The organism is Nonomuraea sp. NPDC050328, assembly GCF_044459405.1.
Classification (GTDB): domain Bacteria; phylum Actinomycetota; class Actinomycetes; order Streptosporangiales; family Streptosporangiaceae; genus Nonomuraea.
Genome location: NZ_JBITIW010000011.1, coordinates 155,556 through 174,929, shown reverse-complemented (window position 1 = coordinate 174,929; position 19,374 = coordinate 155,556). Strand labels below are relative to the sequence as shown.

General features: G+C 70.1%; 24 protein-coding genes. 13 read left to right on the top strand and 11 right to left on the bottom strand.

Annotation, left to right across the window (positions count from 1 at the left end; genetic code table 11):
• Positions 1–508 precede the first annotated feature (508 nt).
• From ACIBG7_RS34730 to ACIBG7_RS34710, 5 genes are all read left to right on the top strand, one after another.
• On the top strand, positions 509–832 hold the full coding sequence (locus ACIBG7_RS34730; protein ID WP_357926051.1) for a metalloregulator ArsR/SmtB family transcription factor: 324 nt from the start codon (positions 509–511) through the stop codon (positions 830–832).
• A 6-nt stretch (positions 833–838) separates the two neighbouring features.
• On the top strand, positions 839–1,912 hold the full coding sequence (locus ACIBG7_RS34725; RefSeq protein WP_397338955.1) for a GNAT family N-acetyltransferase: 1,074 nt from the start codon (positions 839–841) through the stop codon (positions 1,910–1,912).
• Between the two features lie 76 nt (positions 1,913–1,988).
• Positions 1,989–2,330 carry an ArsR/SmtB family transcription factor gene (locus ACIBG7_RS34720; protein WP_397339065.1) on the top strand — a complete coding sequence of 114 codons (342 nt, stop codon included), beginning with the start codon at positions 1,989–1,991 and terminating at the stop codon, positions 2,328–2,330.
• Between the two features lie 2 nt (positions 2,331–2,332).
• Positions 2,333–3,400 carry an ACR3 family arsenite efflux transporter gene (arsB, locus tag ACIBG7_RS34715; RefSeq protein ID WP_397338954.1) on the top strand — a complete coding sequence of 356 codons (1,068 nt, stop codon included), beginning with the start codon at positions 2,333–2,335 and terminating at the stop codon, positions 3,398–3,400.
• The gene (locus ACIBG7_RS34710; protein WP_397338953.1) at positions 3,393–3,794 is read left to right on the top strand and encodes an arsenate reductase ArsC; all 402 of its coding nucleotides are present in this window, start codon (positions 3,393–3,395) and stop codon (positions 3,792–3,794) included. The genes arsB and ACIBG7_RS34710 overlap by 8 nt, the downstream gene beginning before the upstream one ends.
• 15 nt (positions 3,795–3,809) lie before the next feature.
• Here ACIBG7_RS34710 and ACIBG7_RS34705 read toward each other — a convergent pair whose 3' ends face one another.
• The 5 genes from ACIBG7_RS34705 to ACIBG7_RS34685 all read right to left on the bottom strand — a co-directional run bounded on the left by ACIBG7_RS34705 (position 3,810) and on the right by ACIBG7_RS34685 (position 7,868).
• Positions 3,810–4,178 carry a metalloregulator ArsR/SmtB family transcription factor gene (locus tag ACIBG7_RS34705; protein ID WP_357926038.1) on the bottom strand — a complete coding sequence of 123 codons (369 nt, stop codon included), beginning with the start codon at positions 4,176–4,178 and terminating at the stop codon, positions 3,810–3,812.
• Positions 4,179–4,387: 209 nt separating this feature from the next.
• Positions 4,388–4,573: a hypothetical protein gene (locus tag ACIBG7_RS34700; RefSeq protein ID WP_397338952.1), complete on the bottom strand. Its 186-nt coding sequence runs from the start codon at positions 4,571–4,573 to the stop codon at positions 4,388–4,390.
• A gap of 53 nt (positions 4,574–4,626) precedes the next feature.
• The gene (locus tag ACIBG7_RS34695) at positions 4,627–6,009 is read right to left on the bottom strand and encodes an FAD-dependent oxidoreductase (protein WP_397338951.1); all 1,383 of its coding nucleotides are present in this window, start codon (positions 6,007–6,009) and stop codon (positions 4,627–4,629) included.
• Between the two features lie 543 nt (positions 6,010–6,552).
• Complete coding sequence (locus tag ACIBG7_RS34690; RefSeq protein ID WP_397339063.1) at positions 6,553–7,089, bottom strand: DinB family protein; 537 nt, start codon at positions 7,087–7,089, stop codon at positions 6,553–6,555.
• Positions 7,090–7,307: 218 nt separating this feature from the next.
• Positions 7,308–7,868, bottom strand: coding sequence for a TetR/AcrR family transcriptional regulator (locus ACIBG7_RS34685; RefSeq protein WP_397338949.1), 561 nt, complete (start codon positions 7,866–7,868; stop codon positions 7,308–7,310).
• A gap of 29 nt (positions 7,869–7,897) precedes the next feature.
• On the opposite strand from ACIBG7_RS34685, the gene ACIBG7_RS34680 reads away from it, so the two are divergent.
• On the top strand, positions 7,898–8,137 hold the full coding sequence (locus tag ACIBG7_RS34680; protein ID WP_397338948.1) for a hypothetical protein: 240 nt from the start codon (positions 7,898–7,900) through the stop codon (positions 8,135–8,137).
• A gap of 69 nt (positions 8,138–8,206) precedes the next feature.
• On the opposite strand, the gene ACIBG7_RS34675 is transcribed toward ACIBG7_RS34680, so the two are convergent.
• The 3 genes from ACIBG7_RS34675 to ACIBG7_RS34665 form a co-directional block, all read right to left on the bottom strand.
• Positions 8,207–8,749: a hemerythrin domain-containing protein gene (locus ACIBG7_RS34675; RefSeq protein ID WP_357926025.1), complete on the bottom strand. Its 543-nt coding sequence runs from the start codon at positions 8,747–8,749 to the stop codon at positions 8,207–8,209.
• 171 nt (positions 8,750–8,920) lie between these two features.
• Positions 8,921–10,117, bottom strand: coding sequence for a hypothetical protein (locus ACIBG7_RS34670; protein WP_357926022.1), 1,197 nt, complete (start codon positions 10,115–10,117; stop codon positions 8,921–8,923).
• A gap of 92 nt (positions 10,118–10,209) precedes the next feature.
• Positions 10,210–10,794: a hemerythrin domain-containing protein gene (locus ACIBG7_RS34665; protein ID WP_397338947.1), complete on the bottom strand. Its 585-nt coding sequence runs from the start codon at positions 10,792–10,794 to the stop codon at positions 10,210–10,212.
• 426 nt (positions 10,795–11,220) lie between these two features.
• Between ACIBG7_RS34665 and ACIBG7_RS34660 the strand changes: the two genes are divergently transcribed.
• Positions 11,221–11,697 carry a hypothetical protein gene (locus ACIBG7_RS34660; RefSeq protein ID WP_397338946.1) on the top strand — a complete coding sequence of 159 codons (477 nt, stop codon included), beginning with the start codon at positions 11,221–11,223 and terminating at the stop codon, positions 11,695–11,697.
• Here ACIBG7_RS34660 and ACIBG7_RS34655 read toward each other — a convergent pair.
• Positions 11,694–12,485, bottom strand: coding sequence for a methyltransferase domain-containing protein (locus ACIBG7_RS34655; RefSeq protein ID WP_397338945.1), 792 nt, complete (start codon positions 12,483–12,485; stop codon positions 11,694–11,696). The two genes, ACIBG7_RS34660 and ACIBG7_RS34655, sit on opposite strands and share 4 nt — an antisense overlap.
• Positions 12,486–12,545: 60 nt before the next feature.
• Between ACIBG7_RS34655 and ACIBG7_RS34650 the strand changes: the two genes are divergently transcribed.
• Both ACIBG7_RS34650 and ACIBG7_RS34645 read left to right on the top strand, forming a co-directional pair.
• Positions 12,546–14,318: a right-handed parallel beta-helix repeat-containing protein gene (locus ACIBG7_RS34650; protein WP_397338944.1), complete on the top strand. Its 1,773-nt coding sequence runs from the start codon at positions 12,546–12,548 to the stop codon at positions 14,316–14,318.
• Positions 14,315–15,694: a glycosyltransferase family 2 protein gene (locus ACIBG7_RS34645; RefSeq protein ID WP_397338943.1), complete on the top strand. Its 1,380-nt coding sequence runs from the start codon at positions 14,315–14,317 to the stop codon at positions 15,692–15,694. The genes ACIBG7_RS34650 and ACIBG7_RS34645 overlap by 4 nt, the downstream gene beginning before the upstream one ends.
• Before the next feature lie 4 nt (positions 15,695–15,698).
• On the opposite strand, the gene ACIBG7_RS34640 is transcribed toward ACIBG7_RS34645, so the two are convergent.
• Positions 15,699–16,070, bottom strand: coding sequence for an iron chaperone (locus ACIBG7_RS34640; RefSeq protein ID WP_397338942.1), 372 nt, complete (start codon positions 16,068–16,070; stop codon positions 15,699–15,701).
• 184 nt (positions 16,071–16,254) lie between these two features.
• Here ACIBG7_RS34640 and ACIBG7_RS34635 point away from each other — a divergent pair, with 184 nt between their 5' ends.
• The 4 genes from ACIBG7_RS34635 to ACIBG7_RS34620 all read left to right on the top strand — a co-directional run bounded on the left by ACIBG7_RS34635 (position 16,255) and on the right by ACIBG7_RS34620 (position 18,595).
• A complete protein-coding gene (locus tag ACIBG7_RS34635; RefSeq protein ID WP_357926003.1) occupies positions 16,255–16,404 on the top strand; it encodes a GPGG-motif small membrane protein in 150 nt (49 codons plus the stop codon).
• Positions 16,405–16,459: 55 nt separating this feature from the next.
• Positions 16,460–17,017, top strand: coding sequence for a DUF6328 family protein (locus ACIBG7_RS34630; RefSeq protein WP_357926001.1), 558 nt, complete (start codon positions 16,460–16,462; stop codon positions 17,015–17,017).
• A 198-nt stretch (positions 17,018–17,215) separates the two neighbouring features.
• Positions 17,216–18,235, top strand: a complete 1,020-nt coding sequence (locus tag ACIBG7_RS34625) for a TerC family protein (protein ID WP_357925999.1) — start codon at positions 17,216–17,218, stop codon at positions 18,233–18,235.
• A 54-nt stretch (positions 18,236–18,289) separates the two neighbouring features.
• Positions 18,290–18,595, top strand: coding sequence for a PadR family transcriptional regulator (locus tag ACIBG7_RS34620; RefSeq protein WP_357925996.1), 306 nt, complete (start codon positions 18,290–18,292; stop codon positions 18,593–18,595).
• A 122-nt stretch (positions 18,596–18,717) separates the two neighbouring features.
• On the opposite strand, the gene ACIBG7_RS34615 is transcribed toward ACIBG7_RS34620, so the two are convergent.
• Entirely contained in the window at positions 18,718–19,332 is a 615-nt protein-coding gene (locus ACIBG7_RS34615; RefSeq protein WP_357925994.1) for a fasciclin domain-containing protein, read from the bottom strand.
• Positions 19,333–19,374 lie beyond the last annotated feature (42 nt).

Here is a 19,374-nt window from a genome sequence, read left to right as displayed (position 1 = left end):
CGGCCGCGACGTGCGCGATGACCTCGGTGATCTCCTCCTCGGACAGGTGCCGGGCGGCGGCCTCCAGGTCGTCACCGCGGTTGCGGACCAGGCCGGTGGCCAGGGTCAGGGCGGCATGTTCGGGGTGACGCCGAGTGTCTTCTGCACCCGGGCCAGGAGGTCTGCCGCCTGGCCGGTCGCGGTCTCCGGCTGGATCAGAGTAAGTCCGGACATGTCGTGTTTTCTTGCACTTGGTGGATCGGAGCAGCTCCGCCGTACGGGCGTCGGCGGGCAGCAGCGTCTTCAATCGGTAGCCCCTGAGTGCCGGCTCCGCCGTGGCTAGCGAGGTGATCACCGAGATCAGCCGCAGCTCGCCACGCGGGCTGCTCCAGGTCAGCGGGGTGGCGAACCCGCGGGGCTGCCAGAGACGGCACAACGAGCCGGGTTTCGGGGTGAGGAGTCTCTAGCCGATGACCCGTGGGCCCGAGGGCTGGAAAGGCACGCTTTGATCGAGTATCGTCGATTAACGATGAAGCCTTTGGAGAGAGCCGAAGCCGAGGAGTACGCGAGCTGGTTCAAGGCCCTGGCCGACGCCACCCGCATCCAGATCGTCTCCCTGCTGGCCCGGCAGCGGGAGCCGATGACCGTCGGTGAGATCGTCGCGGCGGTCTCGATCGGCCAGTCGACCGTGTCCCACCACCTGAAGATCCTGGCCGAGGTCCGCTTCGTCCTGGTCGAGCACCGGGGGACGTCGAGCCTCTACCGGATCAACGAAGCCTGCGTGAGCTGCTTCCCCACCGCCGCCGACGTGGTGATGGGCAAGCCGGTCCCGGCGACCCCAGCCTGCGAGTGAGGAATCATGGCCGACGACGAGATCGTGACCCGCTACTCCGACCTGGCGGTCGCCGAGCTGCGCGCCGGGGAGACGGTGCTGGACCTGGGCTCGGGCGGTGGTCTCGACGTGCTGCTGTCGGCCCGCCGGGTCGGCCCGCACGGGCGCGCCTACGGCCTGGACGCCGCGGCCGAGACGGTGGAGCTGGCCAGGCGCGAAGCGTCCGAGGCCGGCGTCGGAAACGTCGACTTCCTGCAGGGCTCGATCGAGAACATCCCGCTGCCCGGCCTGTGGGTGGACGTCGTCATCTCCAACCGCGTCATCACGCTCTCCGACGACCGGGCCGCGGCGTTCGCCGAGGCGTTCCGGGTGCTGCGCACCGGCGGGCGGCTCGGGATCAGCGACATCGTGAGCGCCGACGACACCGATCCGGTACGGCGGGCCGAGGCCGAGCGGCGGGTGGGCTGCCCGGCCGGGGCGCCGTCCGTGGGCGAGTACCGGCGGCTGCTCCAGCAGGCCGGGTTCGTCGGCCTGTCGATCGAGCTCACCGCCGATCACGGCGGCGGGGTGCACTCGGCCCTCGTGCGGGCGTCCAAGCCGAAGGCCCCGCCCGGCATGGTGATCAGGCCCATGCGCGACGAGGACGCCGAGCAGGTGCTGGCCATCTACCAGGCCGGCCTCGACACCGGCAACGCGAGCTTCGAAACCACCGCCCCGGACTGGGCGACGTTCAGTGAGGGCAAGGTGCTCCGCTACGTCGCCGAGGACACCGCGACCGGGGAGGTGCTGGCCTGGGTCGCCGCCTCGCCGGTCTCCAGCCGGTGCGTCTACGCCGGGGTGGTCGAGCACAGCGTCTACGTGCATCCGGGCTGCCAGGCGCACGGGATCGGCCGGGCCCTGATGACGGCGTTCATCGCCGCCAGCGAGGACGCGGGCGTGTGGACCATCCAGTCCGCGATCTTCCCGGAGAACGCGGCCAGCCTGACCCTGCACCAGGCGCTGGGCTTCCGGATGCTCGGCATCCGAGAGCGCATCGGCCGCCACCACGGCGTCTGGCGGGACGTGGTCTTCCTGGAACGCCGCAGCCCGGCGATCGACTGACCGGGTCTGGATATAGACGGCCATCGATATAGACTGTGCTCGACTTCGACGGCTGTCGATATGAGGAACGGTGGAGATGGAACTGCCGCAGCTCCTGGAGTGCAGCCCCCCGCTGGCCCGCCGGCCACTGGACGCCGAGCAGGCCGCGGGGGTCGCCCGGGTGTTCAAGGCCCTGGGTGATCCGGTACGGCTGCGCATCCTGTCGATCGTGGCCAGCCGCGAGGGCGGCGAGGTGTGCGTGTGCGACATCACCGGCGCTTTCGAGCTGTCGCAGCCGACCATCAGCCACCACCTGAAGGTGCTCAAGGAGGTCGGCCTGCTGACCTCGGAGCGCCGGGCGTCGTGGGTCTACTACCGGCTGGTCCCCGAGACGCTGGGCGAGCTGTCGGCCATCCTCGGCTCCCCGGCGGCGGTGTGACCGTGGATGCTCGGACGTCGCGGTCCGTCGTTGCGGGCCTGTCCACGCTCGACCGGTTCCTGCCGGTGTGGATCGGGCTCGCGATGGCCGCCGGGCTGCTGCTCGGCCGGTTGCTTCCCGGGCTCGATACCGCGCTGGAGTCGGTGAAGGTCGGGCAGATCTCGCTGCCGATCGCGCTCGGGCTGCTGCTGATGATGTACCCGGTGCTGGCGAAGGTCCGCTACGACCGCCTCGACACCGTCACCGGCGACCGGCGCCTGCTGCCGGCCTCGCTGGTGCTCAACTGGGTTCTCGGGCCGGCGCTGATGTTCGCGCTGGCCTGGCTGCTGCTGCCGGACCTGCCCGAGTACCGCACCGGGTTGATCATCGTCGGGCTCGCCCGGTGCATCGCGATGGTCCTCATCTGGAACGACCTGGCCTGCGGCGACCGCGAGGCCGCCGCGGTGCTGGTCGCGCTCAACTCCGTGTTCCAGGTCGTCGCCTTCGGCCTGCTCGGCTGGTTCTACCTCGACCTGCTGCCCGGGTGGCTCGGCCTGTCCCAGGAGACCCTGGCCGTGTCGGCCTGGGAGATCGCCTTCTACGTGATCATTTTCCTGGGCATCCCGCTGGCCGCCGGGTACGCCTCACGCAGGCTCGGTGAGCGCACTCGTGGCCGCGACTGGTACGAGCAGCGGTTCCTGCCCAGGATCGGGCCGATCGCGCTCTACGGCCTGCTGTTCACCATCGTCATCCTCTTCGCCCTGCAAGGGCACACCATCAGCGAACGTCCGCTGGACGTGGCGCGCATCGCGGTGCCGCTGCTGGCGTACTTCTTCCTGATGTGGGGCGGGTCGTTCCTCGCGGGGCGGGCGATCGGCCTGCCGTACGAGAAGACCACCACGCTCGCCTTCACCGCGGCGGGCAACAACTTCGAGCTCGCCATCGCCGTCGCGGTCGGCGTCTTCGGCGTCACCTCCGGGCAGGCGCTCGCCGGGGTGGTCGGGCCGCTCATCGAGGTGCCCGTGCTGGTCGCGCTCGTCTACGTCAGCCTGTGGGGCCGTCGCCTGTTCAAGGAGCCCGTCCATGCCTAGCGTCCTGTTCGTCTGCGTGCACAACGCCGGCCGCTCCCAGATGGCCGCCGGGTGGCTCACCCACCTCGCGGGTGACCGCGTCGAGGTGCGCTCGGCCGGGTCCGAGCCCGCCGACCGGATCAACCCGGTCGCCGTCGAGGCGATGCGCGAGGTCGGCATCGACATCACCGCCCAGCAGCCCAAGGTGCTGACGCCGGACGCGGTGGAGGCCTCCGACGTCGTCATCACGATGGGCTGCGGCGACGTCTGCCCGATCTTCCCCGGCAAGCGCTACGAGGACTGGAAGCTCGACGACCCCGCCGGGCAGGGCATCGAGGCCGTGCGCCCGATCCGGGACGAGATCGGACAGCGCGTGCGTGCGCTGCTACGGGAACTGGGCCAGCAACCCGCCTGAGCCGGCCGCGGCTGGTCAGGCGGGAGCGAGTCCGAGGTCGGCGCGGGCGGGCTCGCCCAGCGGAGCGAACAGGGCGCCGAGCTTGTTCACCGCCTCCGGGATGATGCGGTAGTAGACCCAGGTGCCACGGCGCTCGCCGTCGATCAGCCCGGCGGTGCGCAGGATCTTCAGGTGGTGGGAGATCGTCGGGGCGGTCAGGTCGAAGGAGCCGGTCAGGTCGCACACGCACGCTTCGCCGCCGGCGTGGGAGCCGATCATCGACAGCAGGCGCAGCCGTACCGGGTCGGCGACCGCCTTGAGCAGGACCGCGAGGTCGGCCGCGTCGGCCTCCGACAGCGGCTCGCGGGCGATCGGCGCGCAGCACTGGATCGTCACGGCGGTCATCCGGGGCTCCTTAATTCGATCCTCGTCTAAATCATACGCGATGGCGGGCGATCGGGGCCGTGCCGCTGGACCGAGTGATGATCAGGCGGCTTCCTTGACCAGGCCGGCGTCCAGCCAGCACGGACAGGCCGAGCGCCACGACGATCCACCGGCCCTGCCTGGCGTACGGCTGACCGCCGCCCCGACTGGCTAGGGCGGCGGTCTCGGGTTCAGCGGTCACGCCGCGCCGCTCCGGCCGGCGTGGCGGTCCACGTGTCACCGGCCTGGGCGATGAAGCCCTGTGCCTCAAGCCGCCAGGCGAGCGTGCCGGCCAGGCGTTCGGTGTCCAGCCCGTCGTGGTGGCAGAGGAGGCGCAGCGCTTCTTTCTGCGCGGCGGCGGGGTAGCCGTCAGACATTTCCGGACATCCTGCTTCGCAACCAGGTGGTCGGGTTCCTTTCGGAAGCCTGGTCAGCCGCAGCAGCCGCCGCCGGAGTTCACCGTGGCGAGCGGGAGCGGGGTGGTCAGCAGGCCGCCGCTGAGGCCGGTGGCCAGGCCGACGCGCTGCTCCTGGGCCTCGGCCAGGTTGGAGGAGCAGACCCCCGTTTCGGGCAGGTCGAGGTGGGTCTCGCGGGCGGCCTCCCAGTCGCCGGCGAGGGCGGCGACCACCGAGCGGACCTGCTCGTAGCCGGTGGCCATGAGGAAGGTCGGCGCTCTGCCGTACGACTTCACACCGACCGCGTAGTAGCCGGGCTCAGGGTGGGCCAGCTCGTCCACGCCGTGGCCGGGGACGGTGCCGCAGGAGTGCTGGTTCGGGTCGATCAGCGGGGCGAGCGCGCGGGTGGAGCCGAGGATCGGGTCCAGGTCCAGCCGCAGCTCGCTCGCGATGGTGTGGTCGGGGCGGTAGCCGGTGGCGCTGATGATCCGGTCGGCGACGACGGTCTGCTCGTGACCGGACGGGTCGCGGCTGATCACCGTGTCACCCTCGATGCGGTGGACGTAGAAGCCGGTGACGAGGTCGATCCGGCCGGACTCGACGTGCGCACGGAGTCTCGTGCCGAGCGCGCCGCGGGCCGGGAGGGCGTCGGCCTCGCCTCCCCCATAGGTACGGCCTGCCGTACCGGCGCGGATGGCCCAGGTGATGCGGGTGTCGGCGGAGAGCTGGGCCAGGCCGAGCAGGGTGGTCGCGGCCGAGTGGCCCGCGCCGACGACCAGGACGTGCTTGCCCTCGTAGCGGTCGCGGTCGGCGCCGAGCACGTCCGGCAGCGCGTGGTCGATCTCCGCCTGCCCCTCTCCATAGGCGGGCAGGCCGCTCGCGCCCAGCACGTTCGGGGTGGTGTAGGAGCCGGAGGCGTCCACGATCGCACGGGCCTGCAGTTCCTCGCCGCCGGCCAGGCGGATGAGGAAGGGCACGCCTTCACGACCGTTGGTGCGCACCCGGTCGTAGCCGACGCGGCTGATCGCGGTCACCTTCGAGCCCAGGCGGACCTTGTCGCCGAAGAGCTTGGCCAGCGGAGCCAGGTAGTCGGAGATCAGCTCCGCGCCGGTGGGCAGCCAGTCTTCGTCGGGGGCGGTCCAGTCGTCGGCCTCCAGCAGGCGCTTGGCGGCGGCGTCGAGGTTGAAGCGCCACGGGCTGAAGACCCGGACGTGTCCCCACTGCGCGATGGAGGCGGCCACCTGCTCGCCCGCCTCCAGGACGAGGAAGTCCTGGCCGCGCTCGGCCAGATGGGCGGCGGCAGCGAGGCCGACCGGCCCTGCGCCGATCACCACGACCGGCAGGGTGTCGGTGGCGCCGGTGGTGACCGGCTGCTCGAGTTCGAGGGACGGGGTGGTGCCGCAGCAACTGTCGCTCATGACAAGAGTCCTCAAGGTCCAGGGGTGATGGGCTTATCGAAGGGTGAGGGCGAAGGTGCGGACGCGGTCGATGACCGCATCTCACACCTCCTACTTAGAAGACTGTCGAAGTAGTAGTCATGATGCGCCTCTAATTAGAGAGATGTCAAATCAGCGCGTCACAGGCTGACCCGGCTCGGGGCGCGGCGGACATGGGCAGCGAGCCTGACCCGCCTCCACGGCTTCCACCCGGGTGGCGGTACCGCGAGCAGTTCTGCCGCTCTCGCAGAGCTGCAGGGACGTCCTGCGGCACTGCTGCCGACCCACGCGACTAGACCCTGTCGTCCGTCCGCCCAGCGAGCTGCGGGCGTTGGGGTCGCGGACTGGGTGAACAGGAACGCCCCTGCGGTACGCCGAGCGGGAGGAGCACGGTGATGAGCCCGAGATAGAACACCCCGGTGTGGACCTCCGCCGCCGAGGCCGGCATGGTGCGCTCGCTCACCTACGCACCTCTGCGGTGCGGGCCGAGCGTGTGGCCGGCGGCATGTCGGGAGCGGACGGGTGTCAGAGGTTCCATCCGCACACGACCAGGTACCCGTCGACCGTGGTGAGGAGGTCGGAGGCGGGGTCGTCGGGCAGGGGGTGACCGAGGTCGCGGTGACGGACCTCGCCGATCCAGCGGTCGTGCTGGTACTCGTGGTTGATGATCATCATGAGCAGCGACTGTGCCACGATCTTGAGCTGCGCCGGAGCGCCGACGTCTCCGGCCCCGATGGCGTGCATCCGGGCGTGCACCCGCTCGGCGACGGTGGCACGCAAGCCGGCCAGTCGCCGGGGGTCGGGCAGGGGCAGCCGGTTCGCCTCGGGGTTGGCGGAGTCCATGAGACCGTCCAGGTCGGGCGCGGGGCTCGGCTCGGCCGCGGTGAGGTTGCGGACCATGAAGTGCGCGACGTGGGCCTGGTGGCCGAGGTGCCAGCCGATGGGGCTGAAGTCCTGCTCGGGGCGCCAGTGCAGTTCTTCGGTGGTCAGGTCACGCCAGAGCTCGTCGGTGTAGGCGCGGGCGCGGTCGTACTCGGCCAGCAGTTGCGGGATCGCGTACATCGCGGTCACATCCGATCGTCGTAGGGCGGGTCACGAGGCCGTGGCCTCGTGACCGGGCCAAGGGGTACGGCAGGCGGGCGGGACTCCCGCCGCCGGGGAGTCACGATGACATCCCGAGGCCCGGCCTGCTGTCGAGCACCGACTCGCAGCGCGGGAGCCTCCCCCGGCGAAGCCAGGACGGGGCGCGGTAGGTGACCACGACTCTTGGTGCCCGCGTCCTACGCGCGGATGCCGTCGAGGATGACCTTCAGGTAGGCGTCGAGCCGGCCCTGAGGGTCCCCGCTGATGCGCAGGGCGAAGGCGGTGCCGCAGACGAGGTGGTGCAGATCGTCGTCGGTGAGGCCGGCACGCACGGCTCCGGCGTCCCTGGCGCGTTCGACGACGGTCCGGGCCAGCTCGGCGAACTCCTCGCGGTGCCCGGTGGTGCGCGGGGCGGCGTCGTGTTCGGGGCCGGTCGAGACGACTTCGAAGAAGGCCGGGTCGGCCAGCTGCCGCTCCAGCAGCGAGCGCAGGAAGTGGGCCACGCCACGGCCCGCGTCGGGGTGCCGGGCGGCGGCCCGGGCGTCGTCGAGGAGCGCGGTGAACGTGGGATCGGCGAGGGCCTCCACGAGCGCCCGGCGGGTGGGGAAGTGCCGGTAGGCGGTGCCGACGCCCACGCCGGCCTGGCGGGCGATCTCGTTGAGCTGCAACGACAGGTCGCCCGCGTCCACCGCGAGCCGTGCGGTGTCCAGGAGCCGCTCGCGGTTGCGGGCCGCGTCGGCGCGTTGTGCCGGGGTCACCAGCGTCGGCCCGCCTGGCGGGAGCGGTGATGGGCCTGCTCTACAGCCGTCCGATCGACGACGCCGTCACGCCGATCCTCTACGCCGCCACCGAGCCGGGCGCTCCCACCGGCCTGCACATCGGCCCGGGACGCCCCCTGCGCAGGGCCCGGCCGACCTTCGAGACGCTCACCGGGCCGGCCATCGACCCCGACCTCGCCGCCCGCCTGTGGTCACGCTCCGTCCAGCTCACCGGCGTTGACCTTCCCGCGGTAAACGCGCACTGCTGACCGATGCCGGCTCTGATGTGGACGGGCGCCGTGGAGGCTCGCCCGCTTCGTCGGGCGGGGGGCGTCCCGTCAGGGGCGAGCGTCTGCCAAGGCCTTGACTAGTTCCTTCTTGGTCATGCGCGACCGGCCGGAGATCCCGGCCTGCTGCGCTCGCTCGTAGAGCTCCGCCTTGGTGAGCCGGCCGTCGGTGGGCGTGGTCAGGGCTCGCAGCTCCTGCTCGCGGCGTTGCCGGAAGGCCGTGGCCAGACTCCGGAGGCGCTTGGCGTCGGTGGTGCGGGCCAGCAGGGGCAGGAGGGTGCTCTCCTCCTCCTGCACATGGTGGCCGACCGAGGCGGCGAGCAGCTTGTGGGCGTTGACGAAGGCGGCGCTGCCGGGCTCGGCCCGCTTGAGGGTGTTGAGCAGGACCTCTGCCTCCTTGTGCTCCACCAGGCCGTGGTGGGCGTCGAGGCCGGGGTAGACGATGTCCTCTTCGGCGCGAGCGTGGGCGGTGAGCAGGGCGAACAGCTCTGCCACGATGGCACGGGCGTCGCCCTTGCCGGCCTCCAGCCGGGTGAAGAGCTCCTCCACCTTGCGGTGGTCGGCCATGATCAGGGTGATGACGTCGTCTGCCATGCTCCGCCCCTACCCCGCACCCGCTGGTCCACGCCCGCAGCCGCGGTTGCCGGTGCGGCCAAGGGCGACCGAACCTCTGGGAACACGCCCCCGCCGGGGGTGGCGGGGGCGGGTACGGCATGCGGTCATGGTGACCGCTTGCCGTACCCGCACAGACATCCCCGGAAAAGCTCAGCGGCGCAGATCGCGGACGGGGTGCTTGCCCTCGGTCTCCAGCCGGTAGTCCTCGCCGGACTTGGCACGGTTCTCCTCGATGACCCGCTCCGACGGAGGCTGCTCGCCGCCCATCAGCGCCTCCTGCATCTTCTCGAACCGCTCATGGGCGTCCTGGACGTATCCGGTGCCCAGCGTGGTGTAGTCGATCTGGGTGGCGATCAGCTCGCGCAGGTAGGCCTTGTTCGGCTCGAAGGTGACCGGCGCGGGCAGTTCCGGGGCGCAGACCTGCTCGGGGTCGCGTCCGTCGTGCTTCTTGAAGAGCTCGGCGGCCAGCCGCAGGTGCTCCAGCTCCATGTTCAGATGGAGCTCCCAGATGTTCTTCACCTTGGGATCCGACTCGGTCTCCATGAAGGAGTGGTACAGGTAGCACTCGTTGTACTCGTGGTTGAGCAACATCTCCCACCAGCTCTCACCCGGGTCGACGAGCGACTCGTAGTGGGTGACGTGCTCCTCCTCGATCAGCCCGATCTCCTGGTAGAGCTGGCGCGCGATGGGCTCCATGTAGGTCGGGCCCACGTTCATGTAGAAGTTCATGGTCTGCTGCTCGGCCGACATGATCGTCAGGGCGTGCAGCTTGGAGATCGGCGCGGCACTGCTCCGGTCGTACGGCTCGCGCACGTTGTCCACGGGATCGCGGTGGTGGCGAATGGTCGGCCGGCCGGGCATGACCTCGGTGAGCTGATCGACGATCTTCTCCGCCTTGCGGTGCTCGATCATCTCGTACAGGTTGGCGTAGCGGTACAGGTGGTCGAAGTCCTCCAGCACGCCGAACTGGTAGGCCTGCCGGAGATACTCGTCCGGCTCCATCCGGGCCACCCATGCCGTCAGGTCGACGGCCACCTGCTCGTAGGCGATCGTGGTCTCCAGCACTGAAGCCAGACCGGGAAGCAGCCAGTTGACCACCTTCTGCTGCTGCGCCTCGATGTAGCGGACCCGGGCCAGTTGCTGCTTGAGCTCCAGGTCCGGGCAGTGCCGGGCGAGCTGGTGGCTGAACAGGATCGACTCGACCTCGATGCCGTTCATGGTGATGATCCGGCACCGCGTGTACGGGTCGGCGTGGTCGGCGTCGATGGGCGCGACGTTCAGCTCACGCCAGTTCCGTAGCTGCTTGTCGAGCGGGATGCCCCGCTCGCGCAAAGGATTGAAGGTCATCTGCTTGGTGCTCCTTCGCACGTCTTCGTCATGGATGTCCGGCCCGGCGGCCCGCGTGCCGTAACTCCGGCCTCGCACCGCGTCACGGCAGGTCAGGACCGCTTGCCGAGGGCCTGACGGATGGCGTCCCGCGCTCGGTCCATCATGGCCACCGGGGTGCCGACGAGGAGGTTCTTGCTCGCCGACTCCGTGCCCGGGTGCGGGTGGGTGGGCGCCATGGCCTCCGCGGCCTTCACGCCCGCGCCCATCGCGCGTCGCTGCGCGGCGGTGGTGTGCTGGATGATCTTGTTGAACTCGTAGCGTTCCTCGCTGCGCGCGTGCGCCTCGACGGCCGCCCGCAGCATGAGCAGATTCTTGGTGAAGTCGCGATCCTCCGTGCCCGCCTCGTCCATGTGCTGCAGGAGTTCCTTGGCCTCGCGCTCCTCGGCCAGGCGGTCGTCCACCACGCCCTCGCCGCCGTCGATCTCGGCGCGGGCGAACGGGTGCACGATCTCCTCCTCCGCGGTCTCGTGTACGGCCAGCAGCCGTACGAGCCGCGTGAACGCCTCCTGCCGCCGGTCCGCCGGCGCCTGCTCGACCTCGTCGAACAGGTTCCGGATCATGCCGTGCTGCGCCAGCAGCAGCTCGATGACGTCCGTTTCCTGCATCGTCTCCGGCTTGGTGTGGCCGTCTGCCATGGGTCGGCTCCCTTCCTCCCGCCCGTGGCTACCCGGCGCCCGGAGCGCCAACCGGGAGCGGAGCCTCTCCGTGCCGTCCGATGGCCAAACCATGCCGCTCGGCGCCCGTCGTCCGCTTCCTCTCACCTTTGCCGGGCTTTCCCTCCGTGCGCAGGTGCTCTCTAATGGACGAAGACCACGCTTTCCCGGGAGTGCCTCAGTGCGTGAGCGGCTCAAAGCCCTGCTGGGCCGGCACATCGCGTGCGAACCGATTCCCGCCTCCGCGGTTGACGTGAGCCGCGAATTCCCCCGGCTCCTCCCGGCCTCACATGTCCCCGCCGTGACCACGGGGCCGGCGTGCTGTATCTGATCGGTGGCACGTCACGGTCGGGAAAGACCCTGCTCGCTCAGATGGTGCTCCGCCGCCGGCACATTCCCTTTCTCTCCGTGGACGTGCTCAAAATGGCGCTGCACGACACCGTGCCCGCGATATTCCCCGGCCCCGACCGCGCCCCATCTGAACTCGCCGACGCCCTCTGGCCCGTGCTGCGGGCCATCGGCCTCCACTCGGTCACGCAGGGACTCCCCTACTGCCTCGAAGGCGACCTCGTCACCCCGGATCACGTCACCGAATTGTCCCGGGACCTGCCGGGGCGGATCCGCGCCTGCTTTCTCGGCTTCCCCACGGTCGCCGCCGAGGAGAAGGTGAAGCAACTGGCCTCCTTCGCCGGCGGGCCGAACGACTGGGTCAACCGGGACCTCGATCGGGCCGGGCGACTCGCGCACGTCGAGGAGATGAAGAGGGCCGGCCAGGCGCTCGCGGAGTCGTGCCGCTCCCGGGGTCTGCCGTTCGTCGACACCTCGCACGCCTTCGAGGCCAGCCTCGAACGCGCCTACGACCGGCTCACCGGCCCGCCGGTCTAGCGCGCCTTCGTCCCCGAGGTCAGCAAGAACGTCAGGACATAGGTCAGCTTCCCGTCCCGGGCCGCCCGGTCGAACTGGCGGACGAAGCGTTCGGCGTCGCCGACCGGGAGCCGGCCCCGGCCCACCGCGTGGTGCGCCCAGTCCCGCAGGTTCAGCACGTTGTCCAGCACATCCGGCCGCCGGACGACCACCGTCCGCGCCTCCACCCCGATGTCGTCGAAGCCGAGATCGACCAGGCGGGCGGCCTGCCGGTGGGCGAGAGCCCCGTTGCGCACCATTTCGTCCGCGCGATAACGCAGAATTCGGCGCGCCAGCTCCTGGTCCTCTATCTCCAAGGCCTGAAGATCGTAGTCCGGGTCGGCGAGAACCAGCCTGCCGCCCGGCCGCAGGACCCGCGCCGATTCGGCCAGGGCGATATCGGGTTGGTCCAGGTGCTGAAAAACGCGGTCCGCATAAACCCCGTCAAAGGATGCCGACGCGAAAGGCAGCAGGTGCGCATCCGCTGCCAGCGCATTCGGAACTCCACGGGATTTCGCCAGGCGGCTCATGCGCAGTGACCGATCGAGGGCCACTAATTCCACCGGATGGCCGGCGAGGAAGCGAATGGCCGCCTCGCCGGATCCGGAACCGACGTCGAGATATCGGCCGCCGCTTCGCGGCCTGAGCAATTCGCGGATCCGCTTCTTGTAAGAGGCGTAGAAGTCATCCGCCGCCAACGCGTCGAGAACTAACGGGTCCCACTCCTGATGCGGAGAACACACCTGGCCGCTATCATCCGATTCAGGCACTCCGGCATCCTATCCACGGGCACTGTTGTCATCGGGGCACGGCGGGAGGCGCGAACGAAAGTGTCCGACGGCGTCGGATTTCTCAGCTACGCCCGGGCCGACGACAGCCGGGACGAGGGCGAGACCGAAGGGCAGATCGAGAGCAGCTGGCTCAGCCGTTTCCGTGAGGCGCTGAGCGCCGAGGTGGAACGACTCACCGGATTCCCTTTCGTCATCTTCCAGGACCGGGTCGATATCCGGTGGGGATCCGACTGGCGGGCGCAGATCAGGACGTCACTGGAGCGCTCGACCTTTCTGATCCCCATCATCACGCCCGGCTATTTCGAAAGTCCGCTGTGCCGGGGAGAGCTGGAGCAGTTCCTCATCCGGGAACGCGCGCTCGGCCGGACCGACCTCATCCTGCCCATCTACTACGAGACCTACGACCCGCTCTATGATCCGCTGCGGCAGGCGACCGACCCCCTCCTCCGCACCATCGCGAGCCGCCAGGTGGACGACTGGCGCGAGCTGCGCCACGAGTCGATCAGCACCCCCGCGATCCAGCGGCGGATCGCCAAGCTCGCCCAGGAGATCGTGACCCTGCTCCCCTCGGCGACCGCGACCGTCGCTTCGAGCCGCGCCCTGGGACACGTCAGGCGGGACCGAGGCGGCAGCTCCCGCTCCAGCAGGGTCGACATCCGGTCGGAGAGCTCAGTCGTCATCGTCGGCGAGGGCGCTCGGGCCCACTTCCGCAGCCTGGCGGCGGCCGTCAGGGAGGTTCCGGCCGGTCTGCGCATCCTGGTCCTGCCGGGCGTCTACCGGGAAGGCGTCGTCATCGACAAGCCGCTGGAGATCATCGGTGAGGGCAGCGACCCGAGCGCGGTGAGCCTGCGCGTCAGCGGATCGGACGCCGTGGTGTTCGCCACCACCATGGGCCGCGTCGCGAACATCTCCATCCATCAGCTCGCCGGCCAGGGCGACTACGTGGCCGTCGACATCGCCCAGGGCCGGCTCGACCTCGAGGACTGCGACATCAGGAGCGAGTCGCTGTCGGCCGTGCTGGTGCGCGGCGGCTCCGACCCGCGGCTTCGCCGTAACACCATCCACGGCTCCAAGGTCCACGGGATCGTGATCATGGAGGACAGTTTCGGGACCTTCGAGGACAACCACGTCCACGACAACACGATGGCCGGCGTGGTGATCAGAGAGGGCAGCGATCCGGTCCTGCGGCGGAACCGGATCGCCCACAACAAGCACCACGGCGTCTACGTGCTCGAAGCCAGCGCGGGGACCCTGGAGGACAACGACATCCACGACAACGGGTTCCCGGGGGTGGCCATCATCCAGGGCAGCGAGACGATCCTGAGACGCAACCACATCCACGACGGGCGCCAGCACGGCGTCTACGTCTCGGAACAGGCGTCCGGCACGATCGCCGACAACGACATCCACCACAACAAGTACCCCGGGCTGGTGATCCTGCAGCAGAGCGACCCCACGGTCACCGGCAACCGGATCCACCACAACCGCGATCACGGCGTCTGGGTGGACGAAGACGGACTCGGCCGGTTGGAGGGCAACCGCGTGACTGAAAACCGCTACTCCGGCGTCTACATCCTGGAGGGCGGGAACCCGCGGCTGGTGGGCAACGTCATCAGCGCGAACCGGGAGTACGGCCTGCACATCCTCGACCGCGGGCGCGGCCACGTGCACGACAACACGATCACGGCCAACCGCGACGGCGGGATCTTCGTCTCCGCGGACTCCTCCCCCGAGCTGTCCGCGAACCACGTGACGGACAACGGCTCGTTCCAGATCGAGATCGAAGAAGCCGAAGGAGAGCCGCCCGGATGATCCCCAGCGGAGATCCCGATGCCGGCCTGAACAACGATCTCATCGGTTTCGGGCGGCCCAGCCCCGCGGCCCGGCTGGTCCCGCTGCGCCGGCGTCAGTCACTCGTAGCAGCGGTGCTGCTCGTCGCCGGGCTGGTGCTGGCTCCGGCGCTGACGATCGAGGTCCTCGTCGCCGCCATGCTCCTCATCATCCTGGCGGTCTCGATCTTCCGCGCCGTGCTGGTGGCCCTCGGCGTCCGGAAGCGGCCTGCGCCCGGCCCGCCGCCCGACCTCCCTGAAGACCGGCTGCCGACCTACACGGTCTTCGTGCCCCTCCACCAGGAGGCCAACGTCGTTCCGCCGCTGATCGAGCACCTGTCGAGGCTGGACTACCCCGCGGACAAGCTGGACGTCATGCTCATCTGCGAGGCGCGGGACGAGACCACGATCTCCTCCGTCCGGAGCAGCCTCCCCGACCCCCGCTTCCGCCTGGTGGTCGTCCCGCCGCCGGACGGCCTGCCGCAGACCAAGCCGCGCGCCTGCAACGTTGCCCTCGCCCAGACGCGCAGCGACCTCTGCGTCATCTACGACGCCGAGGATCGCCCGGAGCTCGACCAACTGCGCAAGGCCGCGCACCTGTTCGCGGTGAGCGAGCCCGCGACCATCTGCCTCCAGGCTCGCCTGGACTTCTACAACCAGGACCACAACTGGCTGACCCGGTGCTTCACCATCGACTACGCCGCCTGGTTCGAGGGCTTCCTGCCGGGCCTGTCCTCGCTCGGGCTGGTCGTCCCGCTCGGCGGCACCTCGAACCACTTTCCCGTCGCCCGGCTGAAGGAGCTCGGCGGCTGGGATCCCTACAACGTGACCGAGGACGTCGATCTCGCCCTGCGGATCTACCTGGACGGCGCGCAGACCGCCCTGCTCGATTCGACCACCTACGAGGAGGCCTGCTCGCGGACGCCGGCCTGGATCCGGCAGCGGACCCGCTGGATGAAGGGGTACCTGCAGACCTGGCTCGTGCACTCCCGATCACCGGCGTTCAGGACGTTGTCCTGGAAGGCGCGCATGGCCTTCCGCGCGCTGATCGCCGGCGAGCCCGTCCTCGCCGCGCTGATCGTGCCCTCGACCGTCCTGTGGGTGGGGGTGCTGGCCGCGCTCGTCACCGGCGGCTCCTTCCTGTCGCTCCCCCTGGCGATCGCCGCGCTGGCGGTCACCGCCGGAACCCATCTCCTGGCCGTCTGCACCGGGGCGATCGTCCGGCGGCCCGGCCTGGCGACAGCGGTGCTGACCGGGCCCGCCTACGTCATGCTCTCCGCCGTCGCGGCCTACCGGGCCGTCTGGCAGCTGTTCCGCCGGCCCCACCACTGGGAGAAGACCCCGCACGGCCTGTCCTGAGCTGTCACATCCACAGCACGCCGTCGTCCTCGTGCTCGCGCACCCGGAAGGCCATCATCCGGCGCAGCAGCTCGCCCGGCACGGGCTCGCCGTACGGGAGCTTGACCGAGCCCTTGCCGGTGGCGAAGCCGGTGAGCTCGGCGTCGAACGCCTCCCGGGTGCTGGGGGTGAACGTGACGTTCGCGTGCTTCGTGTGGGCGCTGACGACGAACAGGATCGTCCCGGACGGGTGCACCCACGCGGGATCTCCCCATTTGATCGCCTCGCTCGCCTCCGGGACCGCCTCGCGGGCCAGCGCGCGGAGCTCTTCCAGCAGCTCGCGGCCCGGCCCGGTGCGGCCCTCGATGTACTCGTCGATCGTCTGCGGCCTGCCCATGGCACCAGTGTGGCACTCACGTCGCCCGGTCAGCGGCCGGCCGACGACGGGCGTGCCGGCGGCGACCTGGCAGGTCGCGTGGATCACCAGGCCGACGGCCGCGCGGGCGCGGTGTGATCGGATCGTTGCCGAGGGCCTGCGCCGGGGCCGTTTATCCGCCCCGGCTGAGGTCAGTTCTCCCGTCATGACAACTCTTCTGTGGATCATCGCCGTCGTTCTCGTCATCGCCGGCGTCTACGTGCTCATCGCCCGCCGCGACATTCTCTGGGGCGCCGTCCTCATCGTGCTCGGGCTGCTGGTCGGGCCGGGCGGCGTCAGCATCTTCAACCCCTGACGCGACCCATCGTGAGAACCCCTCCCCTTCGCCGGGCGTGATTCGTGGAGCAGCCGTGAACGAGCACCTTCCCCCCGACGATCCCCACACCGACGAGTCGCCCAAGGAGCGCATCGACCGGGAGCTGGGCGAACTGATGCAAGGCCTGCGGGTGGCGACCACCGGAATCCAGGTCCTGTTCGCCTTCCTCCTGACCGTCCCCTTCTCCACCGGATTCCAGAGCGTGCCCGAGGGCGAGCGCTGGCTGCTCTATCTCGCCCTCGGCGCCGCCGCGGTGGCGTCGGCCTGCTTCATCACCCCGGCCGCGCAACACCGGGTGCTGTTCAGGGCCGGAGCGGGGGCGAAGGGGCTCCTGGTCCGGCGCTCCAACCTGTACGGCCTGGCCGGGACCGTGGCGCTCATGGTGGCGCTGGGCAGCGTCACGTTGTTCATCTTCCGTCTCCTGATCGCCGACTGGATCGCGGCCGGCTTCGTCGCCGCGCTGGTGGCGTTCATCTGCTGGGCGTGGTTCGCCCAGCCGCTGCTCACCCGCGTCAAGGCCGAGCGCACGACGTCCGAGACGCCGGCACCGGCCGACGACCGAGAGACCGACAAGCGGTCAGCGCTGGCCTGACCCCAGCGTGCTGAACTCACTCCGCGCGCCGAACGAGTGGAAGCATCGGGCGGTCTTGTCTACTCTGACGGTAGCGAGGGGAGTACTTCCCAAGCGTCGATCCGGTCAGTACGGGCGTACCGAGCGCCCCCGGACGGCCGCCCGCCACCCCCGGGTGAAGGAGACCTCGAACGGCTAAGTACGTTCGAGGAGGATTTCATGGCCGTGGGGACGACTTTCGCTGCGCTGAACACGTCCGCCCCAGGTTCTGTCGCCTCACCCCGCCTGTGGGTCATCGCGGTGGTGGTCCTGCTGATTCTGCTGGCGGTGGACATCGCCCTGACCCGGCGGCCCCACGAGGTAGGGATGCGCGAAGCCGTCGGCTGGTCGGTGTTCTACCTGGTGTTGCCGGTGGCCTTCGGCGGCTACCTGTGGGGCGCCTTCGGCGGCACGGCGGCGGCGGAGTTCTTCACCGGGTACGTGGTGGAGAAGTCGTTGTCGGTGGACAACCTGTTCGTCTTCATGCTGCTGCTGGCGGCCTTCGCCGTACCAGCGGAACTGACCCAGCGGGTGCTGCTGTACGGGATCATCGGGGCGCTGGTGCTGCGAGCGGTCTTCATCGCGCTGGGCGCCGCCGCCCTGCAGACGGGCACGTGGGTCTTCCTGCTGTTCGGCGCCGTCCTCGTGGTGACCGCGGCCAAGGTGTTCAAGCAGGCCCGCGCCGGCGACGAGCACAAGATCGACATCCACCAGATGCGCAGCGTCCGGCTGCTGCGCCGCATCGTCCCCGTCACCCCCGACTACCGCGGCTTCCGGCTGGCGGTGCGCGAGCACGGCCGGCTGGCGCTCACCCCGCTCGCCCTGGCCACCGTGGCCGTGTTCGCCACCGACATCGTCTTCGCGGTCGACTCCGTGCCCGCGGTGTACGGCGTGACCGAGGATCCCTTCCTCGTCTTCACCACCAACGCCTTCGCGCTGCTGGGCCTGCGTGCCCTGTACTTCGTGCTGAAGGGCGCCCTGGACAAGCTGCGGCACCTCGACTACGGCCTGGCCGTCATCCTGGCCTTCATCGGCGTCAAGCTGGTCCTGCACTGGGCGCACGGCATCTGGCCGGCCGTGCCCGAGATCCCCACGCTCGCCTCTTTGGGCGTCATCATCGCCGTCCTGACCACCGTCACCCTGACCAGCCTGTACGCCAACCGCCGCACCGCCCCCGAACCGGCCGACGCACTCGACTGAAGCACACCGTCCACGGCAGATCCGGGTCGCGGCCGGGCGACGTAGAGTTCGAGCATGGGCGGGCCCCGGATGACCCTGCAGCTCCAGGCGGTCCTGCAGGTGTTCCTCGCCGATCCGGCGCGGCCTCGCTACGGGCTGGAGCTGTGCACCACGACGGCGCTGCCCTCCGGCACGATCTACGCGATCCTCGCCCGGCTGGAACGCTGCGGCTGGGTCGAGAGCGCCTTGGAGCAGACCACGGAGCACGAACCGCCTGGCCGTCCCCGGCGCCGGTACTACACGATCACCGACAAGGGACGAGCCGCCGCCCCGGCGGCGATCGCCAGGGCGTACGGCCGGCGGCGGCCTCTCCCGGCGTGACGGGCCGGTATCTCACGCTCGAGCTGGCCGACCGGCTGCCGTACTCGATTGCCTTGAAGGGGCACCCGGTGCGCCTGGGCGCCCCCTTCGGTCGGGCGACGGGACCGGCCCGTCGCCCGTCACTAGCTCGGCATCAGGACGGTGTCGATGAGGTACACGGTGGCGTTGCGGGTGTCGACGTTGCCGCAGACGACCTTGGCCTTGCCGGCCGTGTACTCCTCGCCCGAGCCCGACGTGGCGATCTGCCCGCCCTGGAGGGTGGTGAGGTTCGCCTGCCGCAGGTCGGCGGGGCTCTTGCGGCCCTGGACGACGTGGTAGGTGAGGAGGTCGGTCAGCGTCTTCTTGTCGGCCAGCACCTTGTCCAGGGTCTCCTTGGGGATCTTGGCGAAGGCGTCGTTGGTCGGCGCGAAGACGGTGATGCCGTCGGCCGTGTTGAGCGTGTCGACGAGCCCGGCCTTCTGCACCGCGGCGACCAGGGTGGACAGGACCGGGTTGTTGGAGGCGGCGGTGGCCACCGGGTCGGCGGCCATGCCGGTGAAGCTGCCCTTGCCCGAAGCGGGTACGGCGGAGCAGCCCGGCCCGAACGGCTCACCGGCAGCGGTGCCGGAGGCTGTGGGGCTCGGCGCGGAACTGGTGGCCATGGCGGCACCGGTGGCCGAGTCGCCGCCGTCCGAGCCGCAGGCGGCCAGGGAGGCGGCCAGAGCCAGCAGCGGCAGGATCGCGAGGCGGGTGTTCATGGGTCTCTCCTGGATGGTTCGGTCGTGAAGGTGGGCCAAGGC